This is a genomic window from Yoonia rosea, assembly GCF_900156505.1.
Lineage (GTDB): Bacteria > Pseudomonadota > Alphaproteobacteria > Rhodobacterales > Rhodobacteraceae > Yoonia > Yoonia rosea.
The window spans coordinates 22,213-43,825 of sequence record NZ_FTPR01000001.1; the positions used below are offsets into that span (position 1 = coordinate 22,213).

The 21,613-nt window shown below is 54.7% G+C and carries 16 protein-coding genes; 9 read left to right on the forward strand and 7 right to left on the reverse strand.

What is annotated here, in order from left to right:
- Positions 1-155: 155 nt before the first annotated feature.
- From B0B09_RS00110 to B0B09_RS00135, 6 genes are all read left to right on the forward strand, one after another.
- Complete coding sequence (locus B0B09_RS00110; protein ID WP_055291782.1) at positions 156-1,010, forward strand: ABC transporter ATP-binding protein; 855 nt, start codon at positions 156-158, stop codon at positions 1,008-1,010.
- A 9-nt stretch (positions 1,011-1,019) separates the two neighbouring features.
- Positions 1,020-1,793: an ABC transporter permease gene (locus tag B0B09_RS00115; protein WP_076657854.1), complete on the forward strand. Its 774-nt coding sequence runs from the start codon at positions 1,020-1,022 to the stop codon at positions 1,791-1,793.
- Between the two features lie 42 nt (positions 1,794-1,835).
- Positions 1,836-2,861, forward strand: coding sequence for an ABC transporter substrate-binding protein (locus tag B0B09_RS00120; RefSeq protein WP_076657855.1), 1,026 nt, complete (start codon positions 1,836-1,838; stop codon positions 2,859-2,861).
- A 69-nt stretch (positions 2,862-2,930) separates the two neighbouring features.
- On the forward strand, positions 2,931-4,394 hold the full coding sequence (locus B0B09_RS00125) for an amidohydrolase family protein (protein WP_076659704.1): 1,464 nt from the start codon (positions 2,931-2,933) through the stop codon (positions 4,392-4,394).
- 15 nt (positions 4,395-4,409) lie between these two features.
- Positions 4,410-4,835: a nuclear transport factor 2-like protein gene (locus B0B09_RS00130; protein ID WP_076657856.1), complete on the forward strand. Its 426-nt coding sequence runs from the start codon at positions 4,410-4,412 to the stop codon at positions 4,833-4,835.
- The gene (locus B0B09_RS00135) at positions 4,832-5,713 is read left to right on the forward strand and encodes a polysaccharide deacetylase family protein (RefSeq protein ID WP_076657857.1); all 882 of its coding nucleotides are present in this window, start codon (positions 4,832-4,834) and stop codon (positions 5,711-5,713) included. The genes B0B09_RS00130 and B0B09_RS00135 overlap by 4 nt, the downstream gene beginning before the upstream one ends.
- A 588-nt stretch (positions 5,714-6,301) precedes the next feature.
- Here B0B09_RS00135 and B0B09_RS00140 read toward each other — a convergent pair.
- The gene (locus tag B0B09_RS00140; protein ID WP_076657858.1) at positions 6,302-7,441 is read right to left on the reverse strand and encodes a glycosyltransferase; all 1,140 of its coding nucleotides are present in this window, start codon (positions 7,439-7,441) and stop codon (positions 6,302-6,304) included.
- The gene (locus B0B09_RS00145; protein ID WP_076657859.1) at positions 7,441-8,226 is read right to left on the reverse strand and encodes a glycosyltransferase family 25 protein; all 786 of its coding nucleotides are present in this window, start codon (positions 8,224-8,226) and stop codon (positions 7,441-7,443) included. Before B0B09_RS00145 ends, B0B09_RS00140 begins: the two co-directional genes overlap by 1 nt.
- Between B0B09_RS00145 and B0B09_RS17750 the strand changes: the two genes are divergently transcribed.
- Both B0B09_RS17750 and B0B09_RS00155 read left to right on the forward strand, forming a co-directional pair.
- Positions 8,219-9,292, forward strand: coding sequence for a hypothetical protein (locus B0B09_RS17750; RefSeq protein ID WP_131824972.1), 1,074 nt, complete (start codon positions 8,219-8,221; stop codon positions 9,290-9,292). The genes B0B09_RS00145 and B0B09_RS17750 overlap by 8 nt on opposite strands.
- Positions 9,289-10,671 (forward strand): sulfotransferase, encoded by a 1,383-nt coding sequence (locus B0B09_RS00155; RefSeq protein ID WP_076657861.1) that lies wholly within the window; start codon positions 9,289-9,291, stop codon positions 10,669-10,671. Before B0B09_RS17750 ends, B0B09_RS00155 begins: the two co-directional genes overlap by 4 nt.
- Before the next feature lie 91 nt (positions 10,672-10,762).
- Here B0B09_RS00155 and B0B09_RS00160 read toward each other — a convergent pair whose 3' ends face one another.
- The 5 genes from B0B09_RS00160 to B0B09_RS00180 form a co-directional block, all read right to left on the reverse strand.
- Positions 10,763-12,250: a class I adenylate-forming enzyme family protein gene (locus B0B09_RS00160; protein ID WP_076657862.1), complete on the reverse strand. Its 1,488-nt coding sequence runs from the start codon at positions 12,248-12,250 to the stop codon at positions 10,763-10,765.
- A 26-nt stretch (positions 12,251-12,276) separates the two neighbouring features.
- Positions 12,277-13,398: a thioesterase domain-containing protein gene (locus tag B0B09_RS00165; protein ID WP_076657863.1), complete on the reverse strand. Its 1,122-nt coding sequence runs from the start codon at positions 13,396-13,398 to the stop codon at positions 12,277-12,279.
- Positions 13,398-15,170 (reverse strand): TRAP transporter permease, encoded by a 1,773-nt coding sequence (locus tag B0B09_RS00170; protein ID WP_131824973.1) that lies wholly within the window; start codon positions 15,168-15,170, stop codon positions 13,398-13,400. The genes B0B09_RS00165 and B0B09_RS00170 overlap by 1 nt, the downstream gene beginning before the upstream one ends.
- Before the next feature lie 102 nt (positions 15,171-15,272).
- Complete coding sequence (locus tag B0B09_RS00175; RefSeq protein ID WP_076657865.1) at positions 15,273-16,217, reverse strand: TAXI family TRAP transporter solute-binding subunit; 945 nt, start codon at positions 16,215-16,217, stop codon at positions 15,273-15,275.
- A 238-nt stretch (positions 16,218-16,455) separates the two neighbouring features.
- A complete protein-coding gene (locus B0B09_RS00180; RefSeq protein ID WP_242654308.1) occupies positions 16,456-18,192 on the reverse strand; it encodes an ABC transporter ATP-binding protein in 1,737 nt (578 codons plus the stop codon).
- A 549-nt stretch (positions 18,193-18,741) separates the two neighbouring features.
- Here B0B09_RS00180 and B0B09_RS00185 point away from each other — a divergent pair.
- Positions 18,742-21,612, forward strand: a complete 2,871-nt coding sequence (locus B0B09_RS00185; protein ID WP_076657867.1) for a monovalent cation/H+ antiporter subunit A — start codon at positions 18,742-18,744, stop codon at positions 21,610-21,612.
- The last annotated feature ends 1 nt before the right edge of the window (position 21,613 follow it).

The window sequence follows — 21,613 nt, forward strand, 5'->3', positions numbered from 1 at the left end:
GCGTTTGGGTCATGCGGCGGTATACCTTCGCATATGTATAATCCTTGTTCGGAGTACCCAAAAACAGCCCAATAAACAGGCAGGGCCAGAATAATTCAATTTTCATTTACTTAACTCCTTCACACTGCCATCCATGCCGCTGCTAGCTCTGCGGCATGAACATGACAGCAAACATACCCGCATCCGCCGCGCAGCAGGCAACGCCTGCCAGCGTTCATGCCCGACCGGCGTTGGAACTGGATAACGCCTCTGTCGTTTTTGGCAGTGGAGATAAAGCTGTCACAGCCCTGTCGCCCACAAACCTCAAGATGGAGAGGGGAGACTTCCTCGCTCTTGTCGGCCCCTCGGGCTGCGGCAAGTCTACAATCCTCAAGCTTGTCAGCAACTTGATCCAGCCCAGTGCGGGTCTGGTTCTGGTAGGCGGCAAAGAGGCGAAGGCCAAAGAACTGCGTATCGGGATGGCGTTTCAAAACCCGACCATGCTGCCGTGGCTGACGATCGAGCAGAACATCATGATGCCGCTCAAGATCGTGGAGCCGTTCAAGCAAACCTACCGCAAGGATAAAACCGGCGCGTTCCGTGACCGTGTGCATGATCTGCTCGGCCAAGTGGGGCTGAAGGATTTCGCCAACCACTATCCGTGGCAGCTGTCAGGCGGGATGCTGCAAAGATCAAACCTATGCCGCTCCTTGATCCATGAGCCTGATCTTTTGCTGCTTGATGAACCCTTCGGCGCGCTTGACCAGTTCACCCGCGAAGAGCTTTGGCAGATCATGCAGACCCTGTATCTCGACCGGAAACCAACCGTCCTTCTGGTCACCCATGACCTGCGCGAGGCCGGATACCTTGCCAACCGCATCTGCGTGATGAGTGCACGCCCGGGGCGCATCATTTCGGATGAGCCTGTGAACATCCCGATGCCCCGCGATATTGGCATGATCTACAGCCCCGAATTTGTCGAAATGACCCAAGGACTGCGCGAGTTGATTGCGCAAGTCCGCAGCACATAAGGCCGCGCCATGACCGAGAAACACCGCATTCGTTTACTCTCGACGTCGCTTATCGTCGGATTTTTCCTGACATGGGAAGTCTTGTGCGTTCTACTGAACGTGTCGGACCTCGTTCTGCCGCGCCCCTCTGAAATCATGGTCACAATGTGGATCCGCTTTCCGGTTTTGTGGCCGCATATCCTGCAAACGCTGTATTCAACGCTCGTCGGCTTTACGCTTGGCGTGATCATCGGCGTCACTTTGGGCGTTATCGTCGGAACCTCCAAAGTAGCCTACGCAGTAGCCTATCCTTTGCTGGTCGGTTTCTCTTCGATCCCCAAAGTGGCGGTTGTTCCGATCTTTGTCCTTTGGTTCGGGTCGGGCACAACACCTGCGATCCTGACCGCGATGGTGATCTGTGTTTTCCCGATTGTCGTGAACATCGCCACGGGGCTCGCCACCACCGAGCCCGAGCTTGAGGACGTTCTCAAAACGCTGGGTGCGTCGAAGTCCGAGATCCTTTGGAACGTCGGCCTGCCGCGGGCAATGCCGTACTTCTTTGCATCGCTTAAGGTGGCGATCACGCTGTCCTTTGTGGGCGCTGTGCTGTCGGAAACGGTCGCGTCCAACATGGGCATTGGCAATGTGATGATGACGGCCTCGTCGAACTTCCAGGTTTCGCTTGTCTTTGCCGGGCTGATCATCCTCGCGCTGATGGGTGTCGCACTTTACGCTCTCTTCTCTTGGCTCGAAAGCCGTGTGACCGGCTGGGCCACACGCGGCAACGACATCGCTGTAACTTAAGCATCCCCTTCATCTTTCCACCCAACCCAAAAGGACGTTCCTATGAAACACTCTCTGTTCGGTGCAGCCCTCACTCTCTTGGCCGGAGCCGTTCCCGCCTTTGCGGATATGACCGATATCCGCTTTACGCTGGGCTGGAAAACCCAAGGGTCCGACGCGCCGTTTCTTCTGGCGCTGAATAATGGCTACTTTGAAGACGAAGGTCTGAACGTTACTATCGACCAAGGCGAAGGTTCGGCTGCCACGGTGACGCGTATCATGGGCGGCGCGTATGACGCGGGCTTTGGCGACATCAACGCGATCATCCAGAACGCAGCCGCCCGCCCCGGTGAGGCACCCGTCATGGTGTATCAGCTATGGAACCGCCCTCCGTTCGCAATTGTCACGCCTAAGTCAGCAGGGATCGAAACGCCGGCTGATTTTGAAGGCAAAAGACTGGGTGGCGCACAGGGTACGCCGACAACCCGTCTATTCCCCGTCTTTGCCGAACTGAACGGCATCGACCTCGAGAAGGTTGCTCAGGAAAGCATGGCGCCGAACCTGCAAGAGCCGATGATGATCCGTGGTGATATCGACGGAGCCTTCGTCTTTACTTCGACAAGCTGGTTCAACCTGATTGCGAACCGCCAAGACCCTGCGAACGACTACAACTGGTTCAACTTCGAAGACTACGGCATGGACCTGTATTCCAACGGTCTGATGGTATCGCGCGAATTGTTGGCTGAAAATCCAGAAGCGGTGGCCGGTCTGGTACGCGCAGTGAACAAGGCCACAATGGAAGTAGCCGCAAATCAGGACAGCTCGGTCGAGGCGATCATGGCCTTTGACAACCTCATCGATCCCGAACTTGAGCGTGCCCGTCTTGAGTTCGCGCTGACGAACCTGATGAACGCGCCAGAAGTGAGCGAAATCGGCATGGGGGATCTGGTAGACGAACGCCTGACACGGTCGATCGAAATCGTCGCCAAAGGCTACGGGCTTGATCGTCTGCCCGAAGCGTCCGAGATCTTTGACCGCTCGTTCCTGCCACCGGTAGACGCGCGCAGCTTCGAAGTGACGTTGAACTAAAAACTGCAACACACATGCGCCAGAGCTTTCGTTTTGGCGCATGTTTTTTCGTCTGGGGATCGCGGGCATATGACGAAAACTCTGATCCAAGGCGCAAAGGTTTTGGTGGAAAACGACCACTTTGCTGATGTGTCATTACTGATTGACCAAGACCGGATCGCGGCGATCCTGCCAGCGGGCGAAACCGTGGCAGATGCGAAACCGTTGGACGCCACCGGACGCATTATTATTCCCGGCCTTGTCAACGGACATACCCATTCGCATGGCGCATTGGCGCGCGGTGGTGTGCCAGACGATGCAATCCTTGAAACATTCCTGTCAGGATCGGCGTGGCTCAACCTTGGCCGCAGTCACGATGATCTGGCTTTGTGTGCGCAGCTGTCGGCGGTAGAGTTGATCCGCAAAGGCTGTACCAGTTGTTTTGATCTGTTTATCGAACTGCCCGGTCCGACGGTTGAAGGGACACATGCGGTGGCCCAAGCTTATCATGATGTGGGCCTGCGCGCAGTTGTGGCACCGATGATTGCGGACCAGACGATCTATCAAGCCGTGCCCGGACTGCTTGATGCCTTTGAGGGTCCGTTAAAAGACGCCGTCGCCGCAATAACGCTTCCCGACTGGCACAGCACAATGGCTGTCTGCGATCAGGCACTCCGTAACTGGCCCGTGCCGATGGGCCGCGTCCGCCCGGGGCTTGGGCCAACGATCCCGCTGCACTGCTCAGACGCTTTCCTGCAGGCCTGCGCCCATCTGTCCAATGACATCGCAATCCCGCTCCAGACGCATCTGGCCGAAACACGATTGCAGCAAGTGATGGCGCAACGCAAATTCGGCACATCTCTTGGTGAACATCTGTCCAGACTAGGCGTCCTGTCACCCCGGTTCAGCGGCGCACATGGCGTTTGGCTGTCCAATACGGAAATGACGCTGCTGGCCCAGGCCGAGGCAGGCATCTCGCATAACCCGATGAGCAACCTCCGGCTCGGCTCTGGGATCGCCCCTTTGCGCCGCCTAGCCGATGCAGGTGTGACCATGGGGATCGGCACCGACGCAAGCAATACATCCGACGGCCAGAACATGTTCGAGGCCATGCGCCTTGCCACGACTCTCAGCCGCGCAAACACATCTGACAGCGATCAATGGGTGCGCACGACAGAGGCATTTGATATGGCGACGCGCGGCAGCGCACGGCTGCTGGGGTTCGATAACGTGGGGCAGATTGCCCAAGGCTGGGCCGCCGATCTGGTGTTCCTCGATCAGAGCTATTGTCACTACACACCGCAGCGCACGACGCTGGACCAGATTGTCTTTGCAGAAACCGGCGCTGCTGTGCGCGAAGTGATCATCGCAGGCCAAATGGTCTTTGCCGACGACCAGATCCTGACACTGGACGAATCCGCCCTGCGCCAACGCGCTTTGGTCGCAGCCGAACGCATCAGCCACGTCAACGCAGAGGCGCGTATGATGAACGCCGCTGCGGCCGAAGTGGTCAAAGGCTTTTGCCACAGCCATTGCACAGCTCATCTTCCTTAATGAAAAGAGTAGAACATGGACCAGAAAACTGACCCCGCAATCGCCGCAAAAGGCATTGTCGAAGCTTATCTTGAACGCTCGATGGTGCCTGACCCCGAGGGTGCGCGCGCCTATGTGTCGGATGATTTTGACATCACCTTTACCGGTGGCCGCAAATTTACCGGGCCGGACCAGACGGCCGCGTTTAACGCCAAGCGGTATAAATGGGTAAAGAAAAAATTCCTGCGCACCGACGCCGCCCATGATCCGGCAACAGGGGATGTGCATGTCTACAATACGGGCTATCTTTATGGTGAATGGCTTGACGGCACGACCTTCGAAACCAACCGCTATATGGACAGTTTTATTGTCCGCAACGGTCAGATCGTCAGCACACATGTCTGGAACGACAGCGCAGAAATCCTGCTTGATAAGGCAGGCTTGTCCGAGGCCCCACTATGATCCAACTGAAGACCCACGACCGATACGACTACTCCGCCATTACAGCCAGACCGGACTACACATGGCCCGGCGGCAAACGGTTGGCCGTCTATATCGGCCTGAATCTCGAACACTTTGCCTTTGGTGAAGGGCTGGGGGCCGAACTGGCACCCGGTGGACCACAACCCGACGTTCTGAACTACGCATGGCGCGACTATGGCAACCGTGTTGGCGCGTGGCGCATGCTTGAAATGTTCGATGCGATGAACCTGCCTGCAAGCGTTCTGGCCAATTCGGTGATGTATGATTACGCCCCCGATCTGATGGCGGCATTCAGCGCGCGTGGCGATGAAATAGTGGGGCATGGCCGCACCAATTCGGAACGTCAAAGCACCCTGTCGCCTGCGGAAGAAGAAGCCCTGATTGTTGAAGCGACCGAGGTTTTGACCAAGGCGGAAGGAAAAGGCCCGAAAGGCTGGCTCTCACCATGGATCGCGGAAAGTCCCGTCACACCGGATTTGCTGAAGAAGGCGGGCTATGACTACACCTTGAACTGGTGCATGGACGACCAACCCGTCTGGATGAGGACCGCGCATGGACCCCTTTTGTCCATCCCATACCCGCAAGAAGCCAACGACATCCCATCAATTGTTGCGCGTAAAGACGGTGCTGCGGCGTTTGCCGATATTCTGATCGACACGTTTGACGAGATGCTGGAACAATCGAAAGCGCAACCCTTAGTGATGGGCATTGCTTTACATCCCTACCTTGTTGGCCAACCCTACCGCCTGCGCCACCTTCGCCGCGCTTTGACCCACATTTGCCAACACCGTGATGACATCTGGATCACCCAAGCGGGTGAGATCTATGATGTTGTCTGCAAACAAATGGATGCGTAAGCCTGAAACCGATTGAACACCGCGTTGCGCGCTTTTGTAGCGAAGGCCGAACGGATTATGTGCATAGATCACAAGTTTTGCGCCAAAAAATAAATGACAGAATCCGAAATTTTAATGACCCGAAGCATGCGAGCGTAAGGTCTCAAGCAGATTTTCTCCTCCGTAGAACTGAGGAGATCAACACGACAAACTCTACGTCAGCTTCCAACCGGACGGGTGCCGCCGGCTCGCGACTGCAGCGAACGTCGGCTTTCCGCCCCTCTTACCGATAAATGCGTGTTTGGTGCAGCTCATTGAAACAGTGTCCAAATCGAGCTCCCGCAACCAACAAACCCCACCCAGAACAACACGATAACAGCCACTATCAGGTGGCCGGTGGCGTGCCGAAAGATGCACTGGGAGCACTCCGGAAGCAATAACGACAAAATCGGCAGCGTAGCAACACGGCACAATCCCCAAACGTGGTCCCAACAATACAAACGGCATCAAGACGAACAATACGCGGAGAGCACCGGCCAACTATGATGCGGCTGTCCCGCTTCATCACAACCAGTTTTTGCGCAAAGTGACTGGACTAGGGCAGACCGGTTATTGAGGACCGCGCCTCATCTTCTCTTCAAGCTTTGCCATTAGCGTGGCCTGATCCAAGTGTTGGACTGCAAAAGCTCGCGCCTGATTGCGCATCTCGGCGAGCTCCTGCTCCGTGAGCATTGCCGCTGACTTTACAGCCGAACAAAACGCAGATGGATCGCTCTCTGGAACAACGAAACCTGTCAGACCGTTTTGCAAGGCTTCTGGTATGCCAGCGTGGTCGGTCGCTACAACGATTGCTCCAGCTGCCATGGCTTCTTGCAAGACCATTGGCAGGCCTTCTGTATCACCATTTTCGGCTGTCTTTGATGGGACCAATACGAACTCGGCATTCGCCATTTCGGACTGAACTTCTTTATGATCGACATGCCCAAGAAATGTGACCCTGTCTGTGAGCCCCAATTCCGCTGCGCGCGCCAAACAAGCTGCATGCAACTCACCGTTTCCGATCATCCTAAAATGGGCAGTTTGTTTTGACGCGGCAACTTTGGAGAATGCCTCCAAGGCGAGAAGTGGCTGTTTCTTGTGGACGAAACGCCCGACAAAAAGGTACCGCCCAGAAACTTTAGAGCCCGGCTTAACGCGCTGTGTATCGACACCGCTTGGGATCACATGTGCGTTCTCGTGGATTACCCCGCGTGCGGCGAGTTCGTCCAATAGAAACTGCGACACCGCAAAAACACCTGCTGCGTGTTTCAGCATTTTGCGATAATCTGCAGCGCGGCCTCGTTTTCGCAAATGCTTTGACGCATCGGCGCCACGGAAATAGACATAAAAGGGTAGCCCGGTCATCATCGCCGCACGATATACCGGTAAGGCATGATGACCGAACTCGGCGAGGACGACCTGTGCTTTTTCGGCCTGCAAGAAGGCGCAAATCTCCTGCGTTTCGCGCCGCGATGCAACCTTAGTGCTCTGCTGACATGCCATGCGCCAAATCAGAGAGGCATAATGAGGCAATGCACCAATGCCTTTCGGCCGCAGGAGCCAGACATGCAGTGGTTTTCCGATAGGATCTAATCCGTTCGACTTTCTGGATAATACAATCGTGTTTCCGCCGAATAGATTGGCAATGTGATGATTGACCTGTGTTTCACCGGCTTCATAGTAATTGCCTGTTGCTATACAAATCCTCATCAATCGGCGCGCTGCTTAGTTGGTTTCGGCCACCCTTGTGGGTGAACGAGATAAGCGGCGCGTCGGAAATAAGATGCAACTTTCCAAAAAAAGTGTGGGATCCTCTTGTACAGACTGGGTTTCTTGAGGTCGGTGTTGTTTTCGCCAACGATCTGGCTCAGACCAAAATCCTCGATATGGCTGGGAAATGGTTCGAGACCGGCAAGCCGGTAGTCATGTGCATAAAACCGGCCTATCTCATGCTCGAACGGCAGACGCATGTTCTCGATTGTTGCACTGATCCTACCGGCCACATCCGCCTTTATCAGATAACATCCGTTACCGGTGAATCTTCCCAGATAACCGTTGATGTTCCATCTGCCAGCTTGCCCCCGCCTAAGTGGAAATTTGGCACGTGTTGCGTTCAATCTAAGAATGTCCCAGCATTCTGCGGCAGACAAAGAAGCCTCCAGAGCTTCGACAAAGTCGTCGTGCAAGACAATATCATCTTCCAGAATGAGGCCGACTGGATACTCCGAAGCAGCCAACTCTTTCCAGACTGAAAGATGCGAATAATAGCATCCTACTTTGCCGGGCAAAAGATATTGCCCCATACTTCGCTCATACGCCTGAGAATCCACCTTTTTCCGCAAGGACTCAGAGATACGTGCCCCGTCTATTGCGGAAAATCGGGTAAATGCGATCCCATGTGCCTCAAGGCTCATGCGCATACGCTCCATGCGCTCTGGTGATCTATCCAGATTGATCACCCAGACCTTCAGATCATTTCGCGTAAAATTGGTCAATGAAGAACCTTTCGATGCCTGCTTTTACTCATCGCTCAATATCAGTAAGGAATACAAATCTGTTCCTCCCTTGTATCAAGGACACTATGCTGTAGCGGAGCCGTTCGCCGAAGAATACCTGTTACACTGCCAACCCAGAGGATGTCCACAGACTGTGAAAGTGTCAATATTCGCTCGCTTCCTCTGTGATTGTGACGTGATCCTGCATCTGGGAGCACATCGTACAGGCACGACCTCATTGCAGTTCCAACTCGACAATGCAGCCCTGCCTCATGTTGGCGTCAGCGCCTTGACACCGCCGCGTACCGACAAACGAACAGATGATGGATTGCGAAGCGCTTTTGCAGATTTCCAACGGCTTCGTAAAAACCCTTTGCGGGCGTTTGTCAGACTTCGGATGCATAGGAACATAAAGCGGCTCATGCTGGCACGGACGACTAAGAGAGTGGTCGTTTCGGATGAGATGTTCTTGGGGCCAATATTTGGCCAGGACGGGACAAGCATCTATCCTGAAGCCGAAAAGTGGCTGAAGGATTGCGCGGCTTTTCTGGGTCCGAGTGTTTCCGAAATTCATCTGGTCGTACGGTCTTATGCCGATTTCCTGACATCAGCCTATGCAATGCGTGCGGTTTACGCAAAAGGCGTCGGCGATCTACGCATTTACCAAAAGGAACTTGTTCGCTGTCGACGCGGTTGGCCAGAGGTTGTTGCTGACATCCGAGCAGCGTTTCCCGGTCGATCGATAAGGGTTTGGGTTTTTCCGGATAATCTGAAGGAAAACAGACTGTTTGAGGCTTTGACCGGGCTTAGTGAGGCACCGCAGAGACCAACGCATCTCAATGCGTCGGTCAGCGCCGCAGGCATCGCACATGCCCTAGCGCACAAAAGTGATCGTGATTACGATCCTGACGACGTGCTTGCCAAGTTTCAGGACGGCGCAAGGCTCCGTGTCTTCACAGATGAGCAAAGAGCAACGCTCGACAAAAGGTTTCTTGCTGATTTGGCGCTCTTGCCCCGGGACATTGTGTCGGACACATCCAGTATTTTGATAGGAGACCCGAGGTGAGTGATGGGCCAAACAACGGTATCAAGGTGACAGAAGGCACGACACCTGTCTGCGGTGTAAATTATATCTGCACAGGCGCAGTGTTTACAAAGGCTGGCGTGAACTCGGCCCGTTCAGTACGGAAGCACTCGCCCAACCTGCTGATAGATATTTACACGGATTCGCCCTCGGAAATCCCCGACGGTCTTTTTGATATGGTTCATCTGATCGCTGACCCGCACCGGCGTTCAAAGGTCGACTATATGGCGAAGACGCGTTTTGATCGCTCCCTTTACCTCGATACCGACACGCGTGTCGTCACAGATATTTCCAACATGTTCGACCTTCTTGACCGGTTTGACCTTGCTATCGCGCATGCACATGAACGTAACAAGAAGGGTAATCTTGGAGGCTGGCGGTGTACGATACCGGATAACTTTCCACAACTGAACTCAGGCGTCATGGTCTATCGACGGACGCCTGTGGTGATTAACATGCTCTCTGACTGGCAAGCCGCGTTTCACACAGCCGGCTTTAACAAGGACCAGGTCACACTGAGGGAGTTGTTGTGGCTGTCAGACTTGCGGATCTATATTCTGCCCCCTGAATACAATGTCCGCTACGCCAAATATATCAAAGTCTGGGCGCCCAACGAGGCAGAACCAAAGATCCTTCACTTTGCCAGCTACCATCACGAAGTAGGTGTAATACAGGGCCTTCGTGGATGGCGGCGGCAGTTGCAGAAGTTGAAGAATGCATTTCACGATTTTAAGAAAAAGCGTAAGCATAGAGCTAAATCTCGAAAAGTTGGGCGACTAAAGCCACACCTGCCGCAGGTGTTCTGCATCGGGTTTCATAAGACGGGCACAACAAGCCTCGGCGCAGCGCTGGACACCCTGGGATATCGGACAATACATGGAGACGGACGCGGGCTTTGGGCTGGCGCCGATGAAGGCCGTGGTCTCATTGCAAAGATTGACGCTGGCGACTACGCTTTAGATACGTTGCCGATGTTTGACGCGTTTTTAGATAATCCTTACTTCTCGATTTGGAAGAAACTGGCAGACGCAAATCCTGAAGCACGGTTCATCCTCACACAACGCAGCCCCGACAAATGGATCGAGAGTTGCGTCCGCTATTACGGTGGCCGGCGAGTGCGCCCGATGCGCGCGTGGATGTTCGGTCAATACGCTGACCCCGCCAGCAGTCCTGAAGCGCGCGAAAAGTGGCTGGCAACCTACAACAAGCACAACGCTGACATTTTGGATTATTTTGCGGACAAACCAAACTTTTTATGTCTGAACCTAACAGAAGACGCGAGTTGGGACAGCCTCTGCGCCTTTTTGGATGAACCCAAGCCTGAACGGCCGTTTCCGTTTCTCAACTCAACCCAAAAATAGCTCACGGGTGCATCCGCCTGAGCGACCACGACACCGGTTTGTTCAAAGAAGCGATGTTCAGTGGCTCTGAGCGATTGCTGCGCAGAGCTGGTTACGTCGCCGCAGTCAGCGTCTCTCGCAAGTCTTTCGTCAAAACCTTGCCGTTGGCGTTGCGCGGGAGTTCGTCGAGGAAGACGACACGACTAGGCCGCTTTCCCGCAGGTAGGGCAACCTGTGCGCGGGCAAGGACGAAGTCTTCAGTCAACGCGCGGTCAGCGACAATAAATACGGCGATGTCTTCGCCGAGCGCCGGATCAGGAAAACCGACGGCCGCGCAACTTGCGACGCCGTCGATCGACGATATGGCGACTTCGATTTCAGCGGGATAGATATTGATACCGCTGCGCAAAATCACATCAGCGCTTCGCCCGACAAGTGTCAGGAAACCGTCACTGTCTATCCTGCCCAGATCGCCTGTATAGCCCCAGCCGTCGACAATCCTGTCTCCAGTGGCGCGGCTGGCCTCTTTATAGACGGTTTCCGCAGAGGTCTGGCTGCGACACCGCACCATGCCAACCTGATTGTCAGGCAGTTCATTTCCGTCTGCGTCAACTATTTGCACCCGCACCGAGCCCAATACGCGACCTTCCGTATCGGGGTGTGTCAACACGTCCTCTCCGACCAGGGTCGAGACTGTACCGGAAAGGCTTGATGAAAAGCAGTGAAGAAACCCGCTCGAAAGGCGCTTTTGTGCCGCGATCTTTTGTTCTGGCAACATGCCTGCGCCACCTGTGTAAAGTAGCTGTAGATCAGGAAACATGGGCGTTTCGCGATCACCGGCAAGTTCAAGAAGATCCTGAATCATTGCTGGAACGACGAAAGCGAAGGTAATCTTTAACTCGATAAGACGTTTGGCAATCTCCTTTGCGCCAAACGTGGGCGGATGAAAGTAGATCGTATTCCCGCGCAGCAGCTGCCCCAGTGTGTGGTTGCGCGACGCCGAAAACGACAAGGGAAATGTCATGAAAGCGCGGCCATTAACAGGATACGCGCATTCTTGCGAATAGCCCATCATACGCAAAACAAGTGCTTTATGGCTTTGCACGAAACCGATGGGTCGTCCGGTGGTCCCTGAAGTCAGGGATATCGTTGCCGGGTGCGCATATCCGCAGTAGCCGTCCGGCGGCGTGATCGGTTGCTGCGCTACCTCTGTTTCGAAATCTCGGTTCCATGCAATGACCCGATAATCGACATTAACCGCCGGTCCATCCTGCACGATCACAGCAAGGTCAAATTCCTCTGCCAGCTTTTCACGTTCCGAAGGGCGAATGCGAAAATCAATCGGAACGGCAACGGCGTTCAACATCCATATGGCCAACATGGAGGTAAACGAAGATATGCTGTGCCGCAACGCCACACCAACATGATCGCCGGCTTTGATCCCATGCGCTGCAAATTGATGGGCAACTTGCGCTGAATGATCCGCCAGATCACGGTAGCTGAGTTGTTTATCGCCCTCGATCAGTGCAATGCGATTGCCGTAGCGGCGTGCTGTTCCGCAAAAGAGGTCACTGATCGTGCTGTGGATCGATGCATCCATGGTGTTTTCCGCCTGATAGTCAAATATTATGATACTTGCGCGTCCGAAAATAACGTCTGTCTGATTATCGCCACTGTCCGTTCGCTTTCCGCTTGGAAAACGTCACGGTGTGTAGACGCAACATCAGTTGCTTTCGAGTGAGGGGCGACATATTTCCAGAAGCCCTTTGGGTCACTGAGGAAAGTCATGCGATCAGCAGACGCGATAATTGTGATCGGATTGTTGACCGGAACGAAAGTCGCATAACGATAGGATGCGAACAGCCAAGCCTGTGCTTTGGGATTCAACTTTTGCGCCGCGTACTGACTCTTTCGACTTGTGGTTTTCAGGAACCGCTCTTCGTCTGCAAGCATGCGTTTCATATGAACCCATCGGAAGAAATCCTGCAGGAAAGGTTTGTTTTCAGACCATCGACCTGTGGTGCCAAGCGCAAAAAGGCGTGCGAAAAGTCTCGTCGTCAAAGTGGTTGCGTTTTGATAGTTCTCGTAGACTGTTCTCAGCTCCGTCGAGACGTTGGGATCAACAAGAACGACACCGCGCAATTTGCGTCCACGTTCGTTCAGCTGCCGGACCATATCCAGCGCAATCAGCCCACCCACGCAGAAAGCTGATAGATAGATTTCCCCCTCCGGCTGGAGCGTTTCGATGCGGTCACAATATGCTTTCGCAATCGCTTGGAGCGATGTCGGCGGTACCCCGTTGCCACGTATTCCGGGCATTTCGAACATCTCAATCGAACAGAACTTATCTAAACCGTCTAGGAATTCTTTGCGCGGCATCGTGTAGCCCCGCTTCCCGTGCACAATGAAGAGAATGGGTTTTGTTTTGACTGGTGCCGCGCTCTCGTTTGTCTGTGCTGTTGCCGCAATCTTGCGCGGCGTTCCCGTATAAAAGAGCGATGAAATCTGAAATTCCTGTCCCAAGATTTCCTCAACGGCCAAGCTGATTTGCTCACCCTGAAGTGAATCCCCGCCCAAATCATAAAAATCATCATCGAGGCCGACTGGGCTGACTTTCAGAAAGGTAGAGAACGCCGTGGTGATGCGTTGCTGGATATTTGTCTCTGGGGGCGCGTATTCATTTGGGAGCCCAAGCTCATCTCGTGACACGGGACCATCTATCGCAAGATCAGAGTTGTGTTCAGTCATTATACTTCCGTCACAGTCAGAGAGAGGGTGCGCTTCGCTTCTTTTCGGTCCCGCACACTTAGCAATACAAGCCCGGTGGCCGCCAGCAGACGTACGGTGGGCGGCGCAACCGGCAGCATTGCTATGATGCTGAGCGCAATATAAAGCCCCGCTCGGGGCAGATTACTTGAAGGACAGGGGAATTCGCCAATCGTCCGCGAAAGCGCAGCGATCCCTATCAGGCATGTCACCGCCGTTATCACGATTTCAGAAAGGGTCCCGATCATCAAGAGCGCCGGGTTCACGACAAAAAGAAACGGCAGGAAAAAAAGGGTCCAACCGAACCGCATGGCCTGAAGGCTGGTTCTCCAGAAAGATGCATTCGCGAGTCCACTTGCGGCAAGGCAAGCGATTGCGACCGGTGGCGTAATCATGGATAACATAGCGCAATAGAACACGAAAAGATGCGCGGCAATCGGCGCAAGGCCGAGGTTGACCAAGCTCGGTGCAATAAGCGTTCCGACAACCGCATAAACCGCCGTCGTTGCCAGTCCAATACCAAGAATATAGGACGCAACACCGGCAGCCAACAAAGCAAGAGCCAGATTGTTCTCGGCAAGGGCCTCAATACCCACCGCTGCGGCAACCCCGAGACCGCTGTAGCTGACCACACCGAGCAAGATCCCAATGACAGCGCTTGTTGCAACGATACGTGCCGCCACATCCCCAGCTTCGACAAGCTTCTGGAAAAGCTCTTTCAGGGTCCCCCGAAAACCTTTGCGCCCAAAAGCAAGTACGATGCATGCACCCGATGCCAGCACTGCTCCGGTGTTGGGTGCGTAGGGCATCGTGATCACCGCGAAGATAATCAAGAATATCGGAACCAACGTAAAAAGAGCTTCGATCAGAGTCTGGCGCAGCGGCATCGGCTCGACTTTGAACCCAATGAGGTTCAATCGACGCGAGAAGCCGTCAATCTGGAAAAAGAGTGCCACGAAATACAACAGGCCGGGCAGGGCTGCAGCAGTTATGATATCGCGGTAGGGTATGCCCGCGATTTCCACCATCAGGAATGCCGCGATCCCCATAACAGGCGGAAGAATCTGTCCACCTGTTGATGCGACCGCTTCGATGGCCGCGGCCTGATGCGCTGGAAGACCTATTTTTCGCATCATAGGGATCGAAAAATTCCCCGACGTGACAACATTTGCTGTCGTGCTCCCACTGATCGAGCCAAATAGGCCCGAGGCAACGGCCGCCACCTTAACTGCGCTTCCTGCCCCATTCGCGGAAATCCGCTGTGCAAGATGTTCGAAAAACCGCGTGCCGCCCATCAGTTCGAACATTTTGCCAAAAACGATGAAGACCACTACCACAACGGACACGATGCGTAGCGCCTGACCGACAATCGCATCTCCGCCGTATGCGATATAGACAGTATACGTACCAAGCGAGAATGGCGGCGCACTGATGGGTTGTGGCAGGTAGCGGGCCAGAGCGCCGAAAACCAGAACCGCGGATACAAAAGCGGTCATCATTGCGCCCGTCACGCGATAGCATGCAAGCAAGCTCAGCGCGACGAGCGTACCTGCCAACAAGATGACTTGCGCATCTCCGCTGAACATCAGCAAGACGAGTTTTTCCATACTCACGGCTGAGAACACCGCGACGACCAACGCCAAGGCTGCCAGAATGTAGTCATAAGAACGGACCGGGCGTCCGCGCGGCGACAGAAAAACGAGTGCAGTAGCGAGACCAAACTCAACGACGACAAATTGGTCCAAAAGGAACATTGATCGAATGCCTGCCAGCCATTCAATCGCCCAGAGGACAGGAAGCAAAGCGACCAATATCCCCAGGGTGTTCCTTATCAGGGTCAGCACCTGCCTTGTGTCCTATTTGCTGAAAGAGTCCAAAGCTGCCGGATGAAAGGGTATTCCAATGTCACGCTGGGCCGTATCAACGCTGTAATCGGCAAAGGCGCGGACGGTGAGAGCAATAACATCCTTACCTGACATAAGAGCGTCCAGAGCCTTCGCCACGACCTCGTCTGGTGTCTGCTCTGACGTATAAATGTAGTAGTCATAGGTGAGCGCGAAGCTGTCATCTGACACGCCAAGTATGTTGGACGATGCCAAGACTGGATCGATCCGTGCAACAGGTACAAACTCCTGTACGCGTGTTTCTGCCTCAGCGTCGTTGCCCAAACCAAGAATGCGCACCCCACCCACGTTTTCTGCAATTCGCGCGTCACGACCGGATCCAAGCACACCAATCATGGCGTCCGTGCGTCCTGCTTCGAATGCAGCCGCCATATCACCAAAACTCGCAACATTGATTTGATTGACGTCTTCATAGGATAGGTCACCTGATGCCAGCATCGCGCCGATCAGCAGTTCACCTGTTGCGGTTGAGCCGAAGCCAGAAGGAACATTGCGCCCTGTCATGTCTGCAAGCGAATAAATGTCGCTGTCTGCACGCACCATCAGACCCATCCGCATGGGATAAAGGGCTGAAACGATGCGCAGGCCATCAATCGGAGAGCCTTCAAAAGAAACAGTGCCAGTGTCTGCCATTGCAAGCTCATAGGCGTTGGCCAGTCCAAAAGTCACCTGACCACTTGCAACAACGGGAATTGCTTGTGTTGTGCTTGTGAATGGTGTGACCCTGATATCAAACTCAGATCCCGCACCGGCCTCTGCGATTGCCAGCCCGAGGTTGTAGACCGTACCCCCGGGGGACGATGTCGCAAGCGACGCTTCTTGTGCTGACAAGTTCGTCGCGGACAAACAAAGGGCGAAGCAGAGAGCAGTAGGCTTGATAGCAAATCTGGATAGCATGTCTAATTCCTGATAGGTTGCGGAAATTTAGCGCACTCATTGGTGGAGGCAATAGTGCTTTACGTAGCGTAACTAGTGCTACACTTCTGCCCAGCTTGCAATGGTCAACGCGTATTTTAGCGAATTAACGGCTTTGGTTAGCATGGTTCGCTGCACCAGAACGGTTCGGTGACACGCTTGTTTCATTCTCGCAGATGGCTGGGCAGTTGGCGCGCGCGGCGAGACCTCTAAACCAAGGTTATGTTACATCTGGGTGCCCGCCAAACTGCACGTCGTAAAGCCTTTTGAACTTCCCCTCGGCTGCAATGAGCTCAGGGATGCTTCCCCGTTCGACGATTTCGCCGGCCTCAAGGTAACAGATTTGGTCGGCATTCATGACAGTCGACAGGCGGTGTGCGATCACGATCGTCGTGACCCCGCGGGTAATCGTTTCTAGCGCATCACGTACGAGAACCTCGGAATGGCTGTCCAAAGCGCTGGTCGCTTCGTCCAACAAAAGGATAGGCGCCTTCCGTAGCACTGCGCGCGCGATTGAGAGGCGCTGACGCTGGCCGCCGGACAAAAACGATCCGTTCTCACCAATCGCGGTGTCATAACCTTCGGGCATTTTCTCGATGAACTCATGCGCATTGGCGATCTTGGCGGCGGCAATCGCTTCTTCTGCAGTTGCGGTCGTCCGCGCCATCAGCAGGTTATCCATGATCGTGCCCGCGAAAAGGAAAGTATCCTGCCCGACAAACGCGATTTGTTCACGCAATGACGTGAATGTTGTGTTCCGGATGTCCTGGCCGTCAATCATCACCGCGCCTTCGGTCGGGTCGTATAGGCGCAAAATGAGGTTCAGAAGGGTAGACTTCCCACCGCCAGACGGTCCGACGAGGGCGGTGGTCTTGCCCGGCGGGAAGGTGGCATTCACTGATTTCAAGACCTTCTCGCCGTCGCCATACCCAAAGCTCACATTCTTCAACATCACTTCACCCGGCCCTGATTTCAAAGGCATGGCATCGGGGGCCTCAAGCATGGTCTGAGGGGCATCGAGCAGTTCATACATCATCTTGATGCCGATCATGCTTCGCTCAATGACGACCCGCATCTTGGATAGGCGGCTCGCTGGCTCATAGGACATCAAGAAAGCAGTAACAAATGACATCAACTCACCTGCGGTGCCGGGCTTTTGCCCAAAGATGTCGACCGCGCTCAGAATAACGATTGATGCAATTGCGAGGCCTGCGACAGTATCAAGCAGCGGCATGGTCGCTGATTGTAACTGGATCATGCGGTTATTCCGGCTCTCCACCTGACGGACCGCAATCTCCATACGGTCGGCCATGCGGGGCTCCAGCCCAAAAGCCTTGACGACACGCGCGCCCAAGGACGTTTCTTGAACGACCTTGATGATCTCACCCATGCTGGTCATTTCTTGTTTCATCACTTCACGCACCGTTTTGAGAATGCGTTGGATGCCCAGCACAACGATCGGTGCGATAACGAGACTCACGAGTGACAGAATGGGTTGCTGATAAAACATCACGCAAAGCAGCCCGATCAGCGTCAACAAATCACGCACAAATCCACTGACAATCGTGTCAATTGCGCGGCGTGCGGCTTCGGCGCTCCTTGTGACCCGCAACAGCAGATCAGAAGATTGGTTTTCGTTGAAAAACGCCACACCTTGCGCCAGCATCCGGTGGTAAATCTGCATCTGCTTTTGCGCTACGATGCGATTTCCCGCGCGCGCCATGAGCACGGCCTGAATATACATGGCTATTCCGCGAAAAGCGAAAATGAACGCGACACCGACACCCACCGCCATGACTTGACCGCGGTTTTCCGGTGTCGACAGTGCATCAACGATCTGTCCCATCATCCAGGCGGATGCCGCTGTCGCGGCCGCGACCAGAACCATTGCACCGGCCGCCGCGAGATATTTCCACCTATGTTCCTGAAAGCTTTCGAGCAGCAGGCGGGTTAGCAACTTGTCCGCTGGGAGGCGCGCAAGCCATCTATCGTACCATTTCAATCGATTAGCCTTCGTTTGCACTTTAGTACAACCTCGTCGTGCTTACACCTGCAGGCGGCGTAGCAGCTTCGCGCAATTCAGTCTATGCGTTCACTCCGGTGTCGGGATATGATTGTCTCGCATCTTTCTGTCGCAAGCTGTGATATACAGGGCGTTGACGCAAGTTGGTGCGCTGAGGGGGGCTCTCTTTCAGCGACGCCTGACTGCTAATTGTCAGCTCGCTCGGAAGCTTTGGGCGTCTTCATTCAGGACCAGTCGTGGGTTCGGTTGAGGTGCGTGCGCCCAGCTCAAACAGAAATCCAAACCCCAAGAAAACAAAGCAATTGTCATTCAACGATCTGGGGAAATGTGTAGGTGCCGCATCAAAGGATGCTGGCGTGATCAATTTATTTTTATAGGCATTTGCCAATAAATCCCACGTTTTGCGCCGAAAAAATGCATTTCGCTCTTTTCAAGCTGGCCAGTTTTACCCACAAGTAAATGGTTAAAACACGGGGAGTTACTGTGTCTCTCTTTATCATCGTTGCATTGCCATTCTTTGGTGCTCTGTTGCCTGGATTGATGAATCCTGCGGGCAGGACAGCCTGTGCGGGCGTCACTTTCACCGTTACATTGGCCGCCTTTGTTGGTTTGCTGACCAACTTGCCTGCAATCTTGTCTGGGCAAGTCGTGACCGCAGGTATCGACTGGATGCCGGCACTTGGCCTGAATTTCACACTGATGCTTGACGCTTTGGGCTTCTTTTTCGCCCTTTTGATTCTTGGCATCGGGCTGCTCGTCATTGCTTATGCGCGGCAGTATCTGAGCCGGAGCGACAACATGGGTGAGTTTTTCACCTATTTGCTGCTGTTTCAGGGCGCGATGGTCGGGATCGTACTGAGCGACAACATCCTTCTGTTGCTGATTTTCTGGGAGCTCACCTCGCTCTCGTCATTCTTGTTGATCGGGTATTGGAAGCATCTACCCGCAGGACGGCAGGGGGCGCGCATGGCGTTGGCCGTGACCGGGATGGGCGGGCTTGCGATGATCGGTGGCATGCTGATCCTTGGCCAGATCGTGGGCAGTTATGATCTGAGTGTTATCCTTCAGAACCGTGACCTGATACAGGCAGACCCGCTTTATCTGCCCGCGCTCATCCTGATTTTGCTGGGGTGCTTTGCGAAATCCGCGCAATTCCCGTTTCACTTCTGGCTACCGCACGCGATGGCCGCGCCGACGCCGGTGTCAGCCTATCTTCACTCCGCGACCATGGTGAAAGCCGGTATTTTCCTGATGGCACGTATGTGGCCCGTTTTGTCAGGCACGAACGAATGGTTTGTGATCGTCACCACGGCGGGCTTGGTGACCATGGTCTTGGGTGCCGTGATTGCGCTGTTCAAACATGACCTGAAGGCGCTGCTGGCGTTTTCAACCGTCAGCCATCTGGGTCTGATTACCATGCTCTTGGGAACCGGCACGGCGTTCGGGGCAATGGCGGCGGTGTTTCACATCCTGAACCACGCAACCTTCAAGGCGGCTTTGTTTATGTCCGCCGGCATTATCGATCACGAGGCCCATACGCGTGACATCAGGCGCTTGGGAGGCTTGCGCAGCCTGATGCCTGTGACCTTCATCATTGTCTCGCTCGCGGCTTTGTCGATGGCCGGCATCCCGTTGCTCAACGGCTTCTTGTCCAAAGAAATGATGCTGGAAGAGGCCAACCACACGGTTCTGTTCAGCAGCCCGTGGTTGGTGCCCGTGCTCGCGACGATCGGCGCGTTGTTCTCGGCGGCTTATTCCTTCCGCCTGATCAGCCATGTCTTCTTTGGTCCGGTGCGCGATGATTATCCGGCCAAGCCGCATGATCCGCCTGCGGGCATGTGGTTGCCGCCTGCGCTCCTGATTATTCCCGTCGTGCTGATCGGTGTGGCCCCGTTCCTTGCCGAGCCATTCGTCAAACTGGTGACGGCTGCGGTGCTGGGCGATGCTGCGGAATTGCCGTCGGCGCATCTAAAACTCTGGCATGGTCTGGTACCGGCGCTTTATATGTCGGTCATTGCCGTTGTCGGCGGTTTGACCATGCTTGCCGTCTTCAAGCCTGCCTTGCGCGTCTGGGATGCTTTGCCGCGTCCCGAGGCGAAAACGATTTTTGATGCAATTATTGCAGGGGCGGTCAAGCTGGCAGAGATGCTGGTCCTGCCGTTGCATAACGGTGCATTTTCCCGCTACGCGGCAATCGGGACCGTCACAATTGTCGTTGCAGGCTATTATGCGTGGACGACTGGTACCGTCGGTGAACCGGTCTATGCGTTGCAGACGGCAGACCCCGTTCTGATCTCCGGATGGGGGATGCTGGTCGCCGCGACCATCGGCATGGTGTTCTTGCACCGCAACCGCTTCCTGTCACTGATCCTGATCGGGATCGTCGGGCTGATGGTCTCAATCGGGTTTGTCTTCCTCAGCGCCCCCGATCTTGCGATGACCCAGTTTACGGTCGAGGTCGTGACAATCATTCTGATGCTGCTTGCCTTGAACTTTTTGCCCAACCGGACGCCTGTTGAAAGCAGCGTACTGCGTCGGATGCGGGACGCGGCGGTGGCTTTAGCCGGTGGATTGGCGAGCTTCGCGCTGGCTTACTATTACATCCTGCGTGATCCGGTGAGTACGTCGATTTCCGAGTTCCATCTCGCGAATTCCTACAAAGGCGGCGGCGGCACCAATGTGGTGAACGTCATTCTGGTCGACTTCCGTGGCTTTGATACTTTTGGCGAGATCATCGTACTCAGTATCGCAGCCTTGCTTATCTATGCACTGACGGAAACCTTGCTCGACGGGCCCGTTCGGGCGCGGCTGTTGAACCGCAAACCTGATCAGCCGCAGGCAGGGGGTGTCCACCCGATGATGATGGTGGTTCTGACGCGGGTGATGATGCCGATCGTGATGATGGTGGGCTTTTACATCTTCCTGAGCGGTCACAACGAGCCGGGCGGCGGGTTTATCGCGGGTCTGATCGTGTCGATCGGTGTTGTGATGCAATATATGGCCAGCGGTTTTTCATGGGCGTCCGCGCGGTTGAGGTACCCGTATCACGGGGTGATCGGGGCAGGGGTGCTTGTCGCAGGTCTGACCGGTATCGGATCGTGGTTTGTCGATAAACCGTTCCTGACATCGGCTTTCACCTATGTCCGCATCCCGCCCTTTGAGAAATTCGAACTGGCGACAGCGGCCCTGTTCGATGTTGGCGTGTTCCTTTCAGTTGTGGGTGCGGTGATGTTGTCACTCGAAAGCTTCTCACGGTTGGCACGCCGCTCTGAGTCAATTGAAAGCGAATACCCGATGGATATTGATCCTTCGCGACAAGACCTGCCCACCCAGACAACGCGGGGGGGTGTGTAAC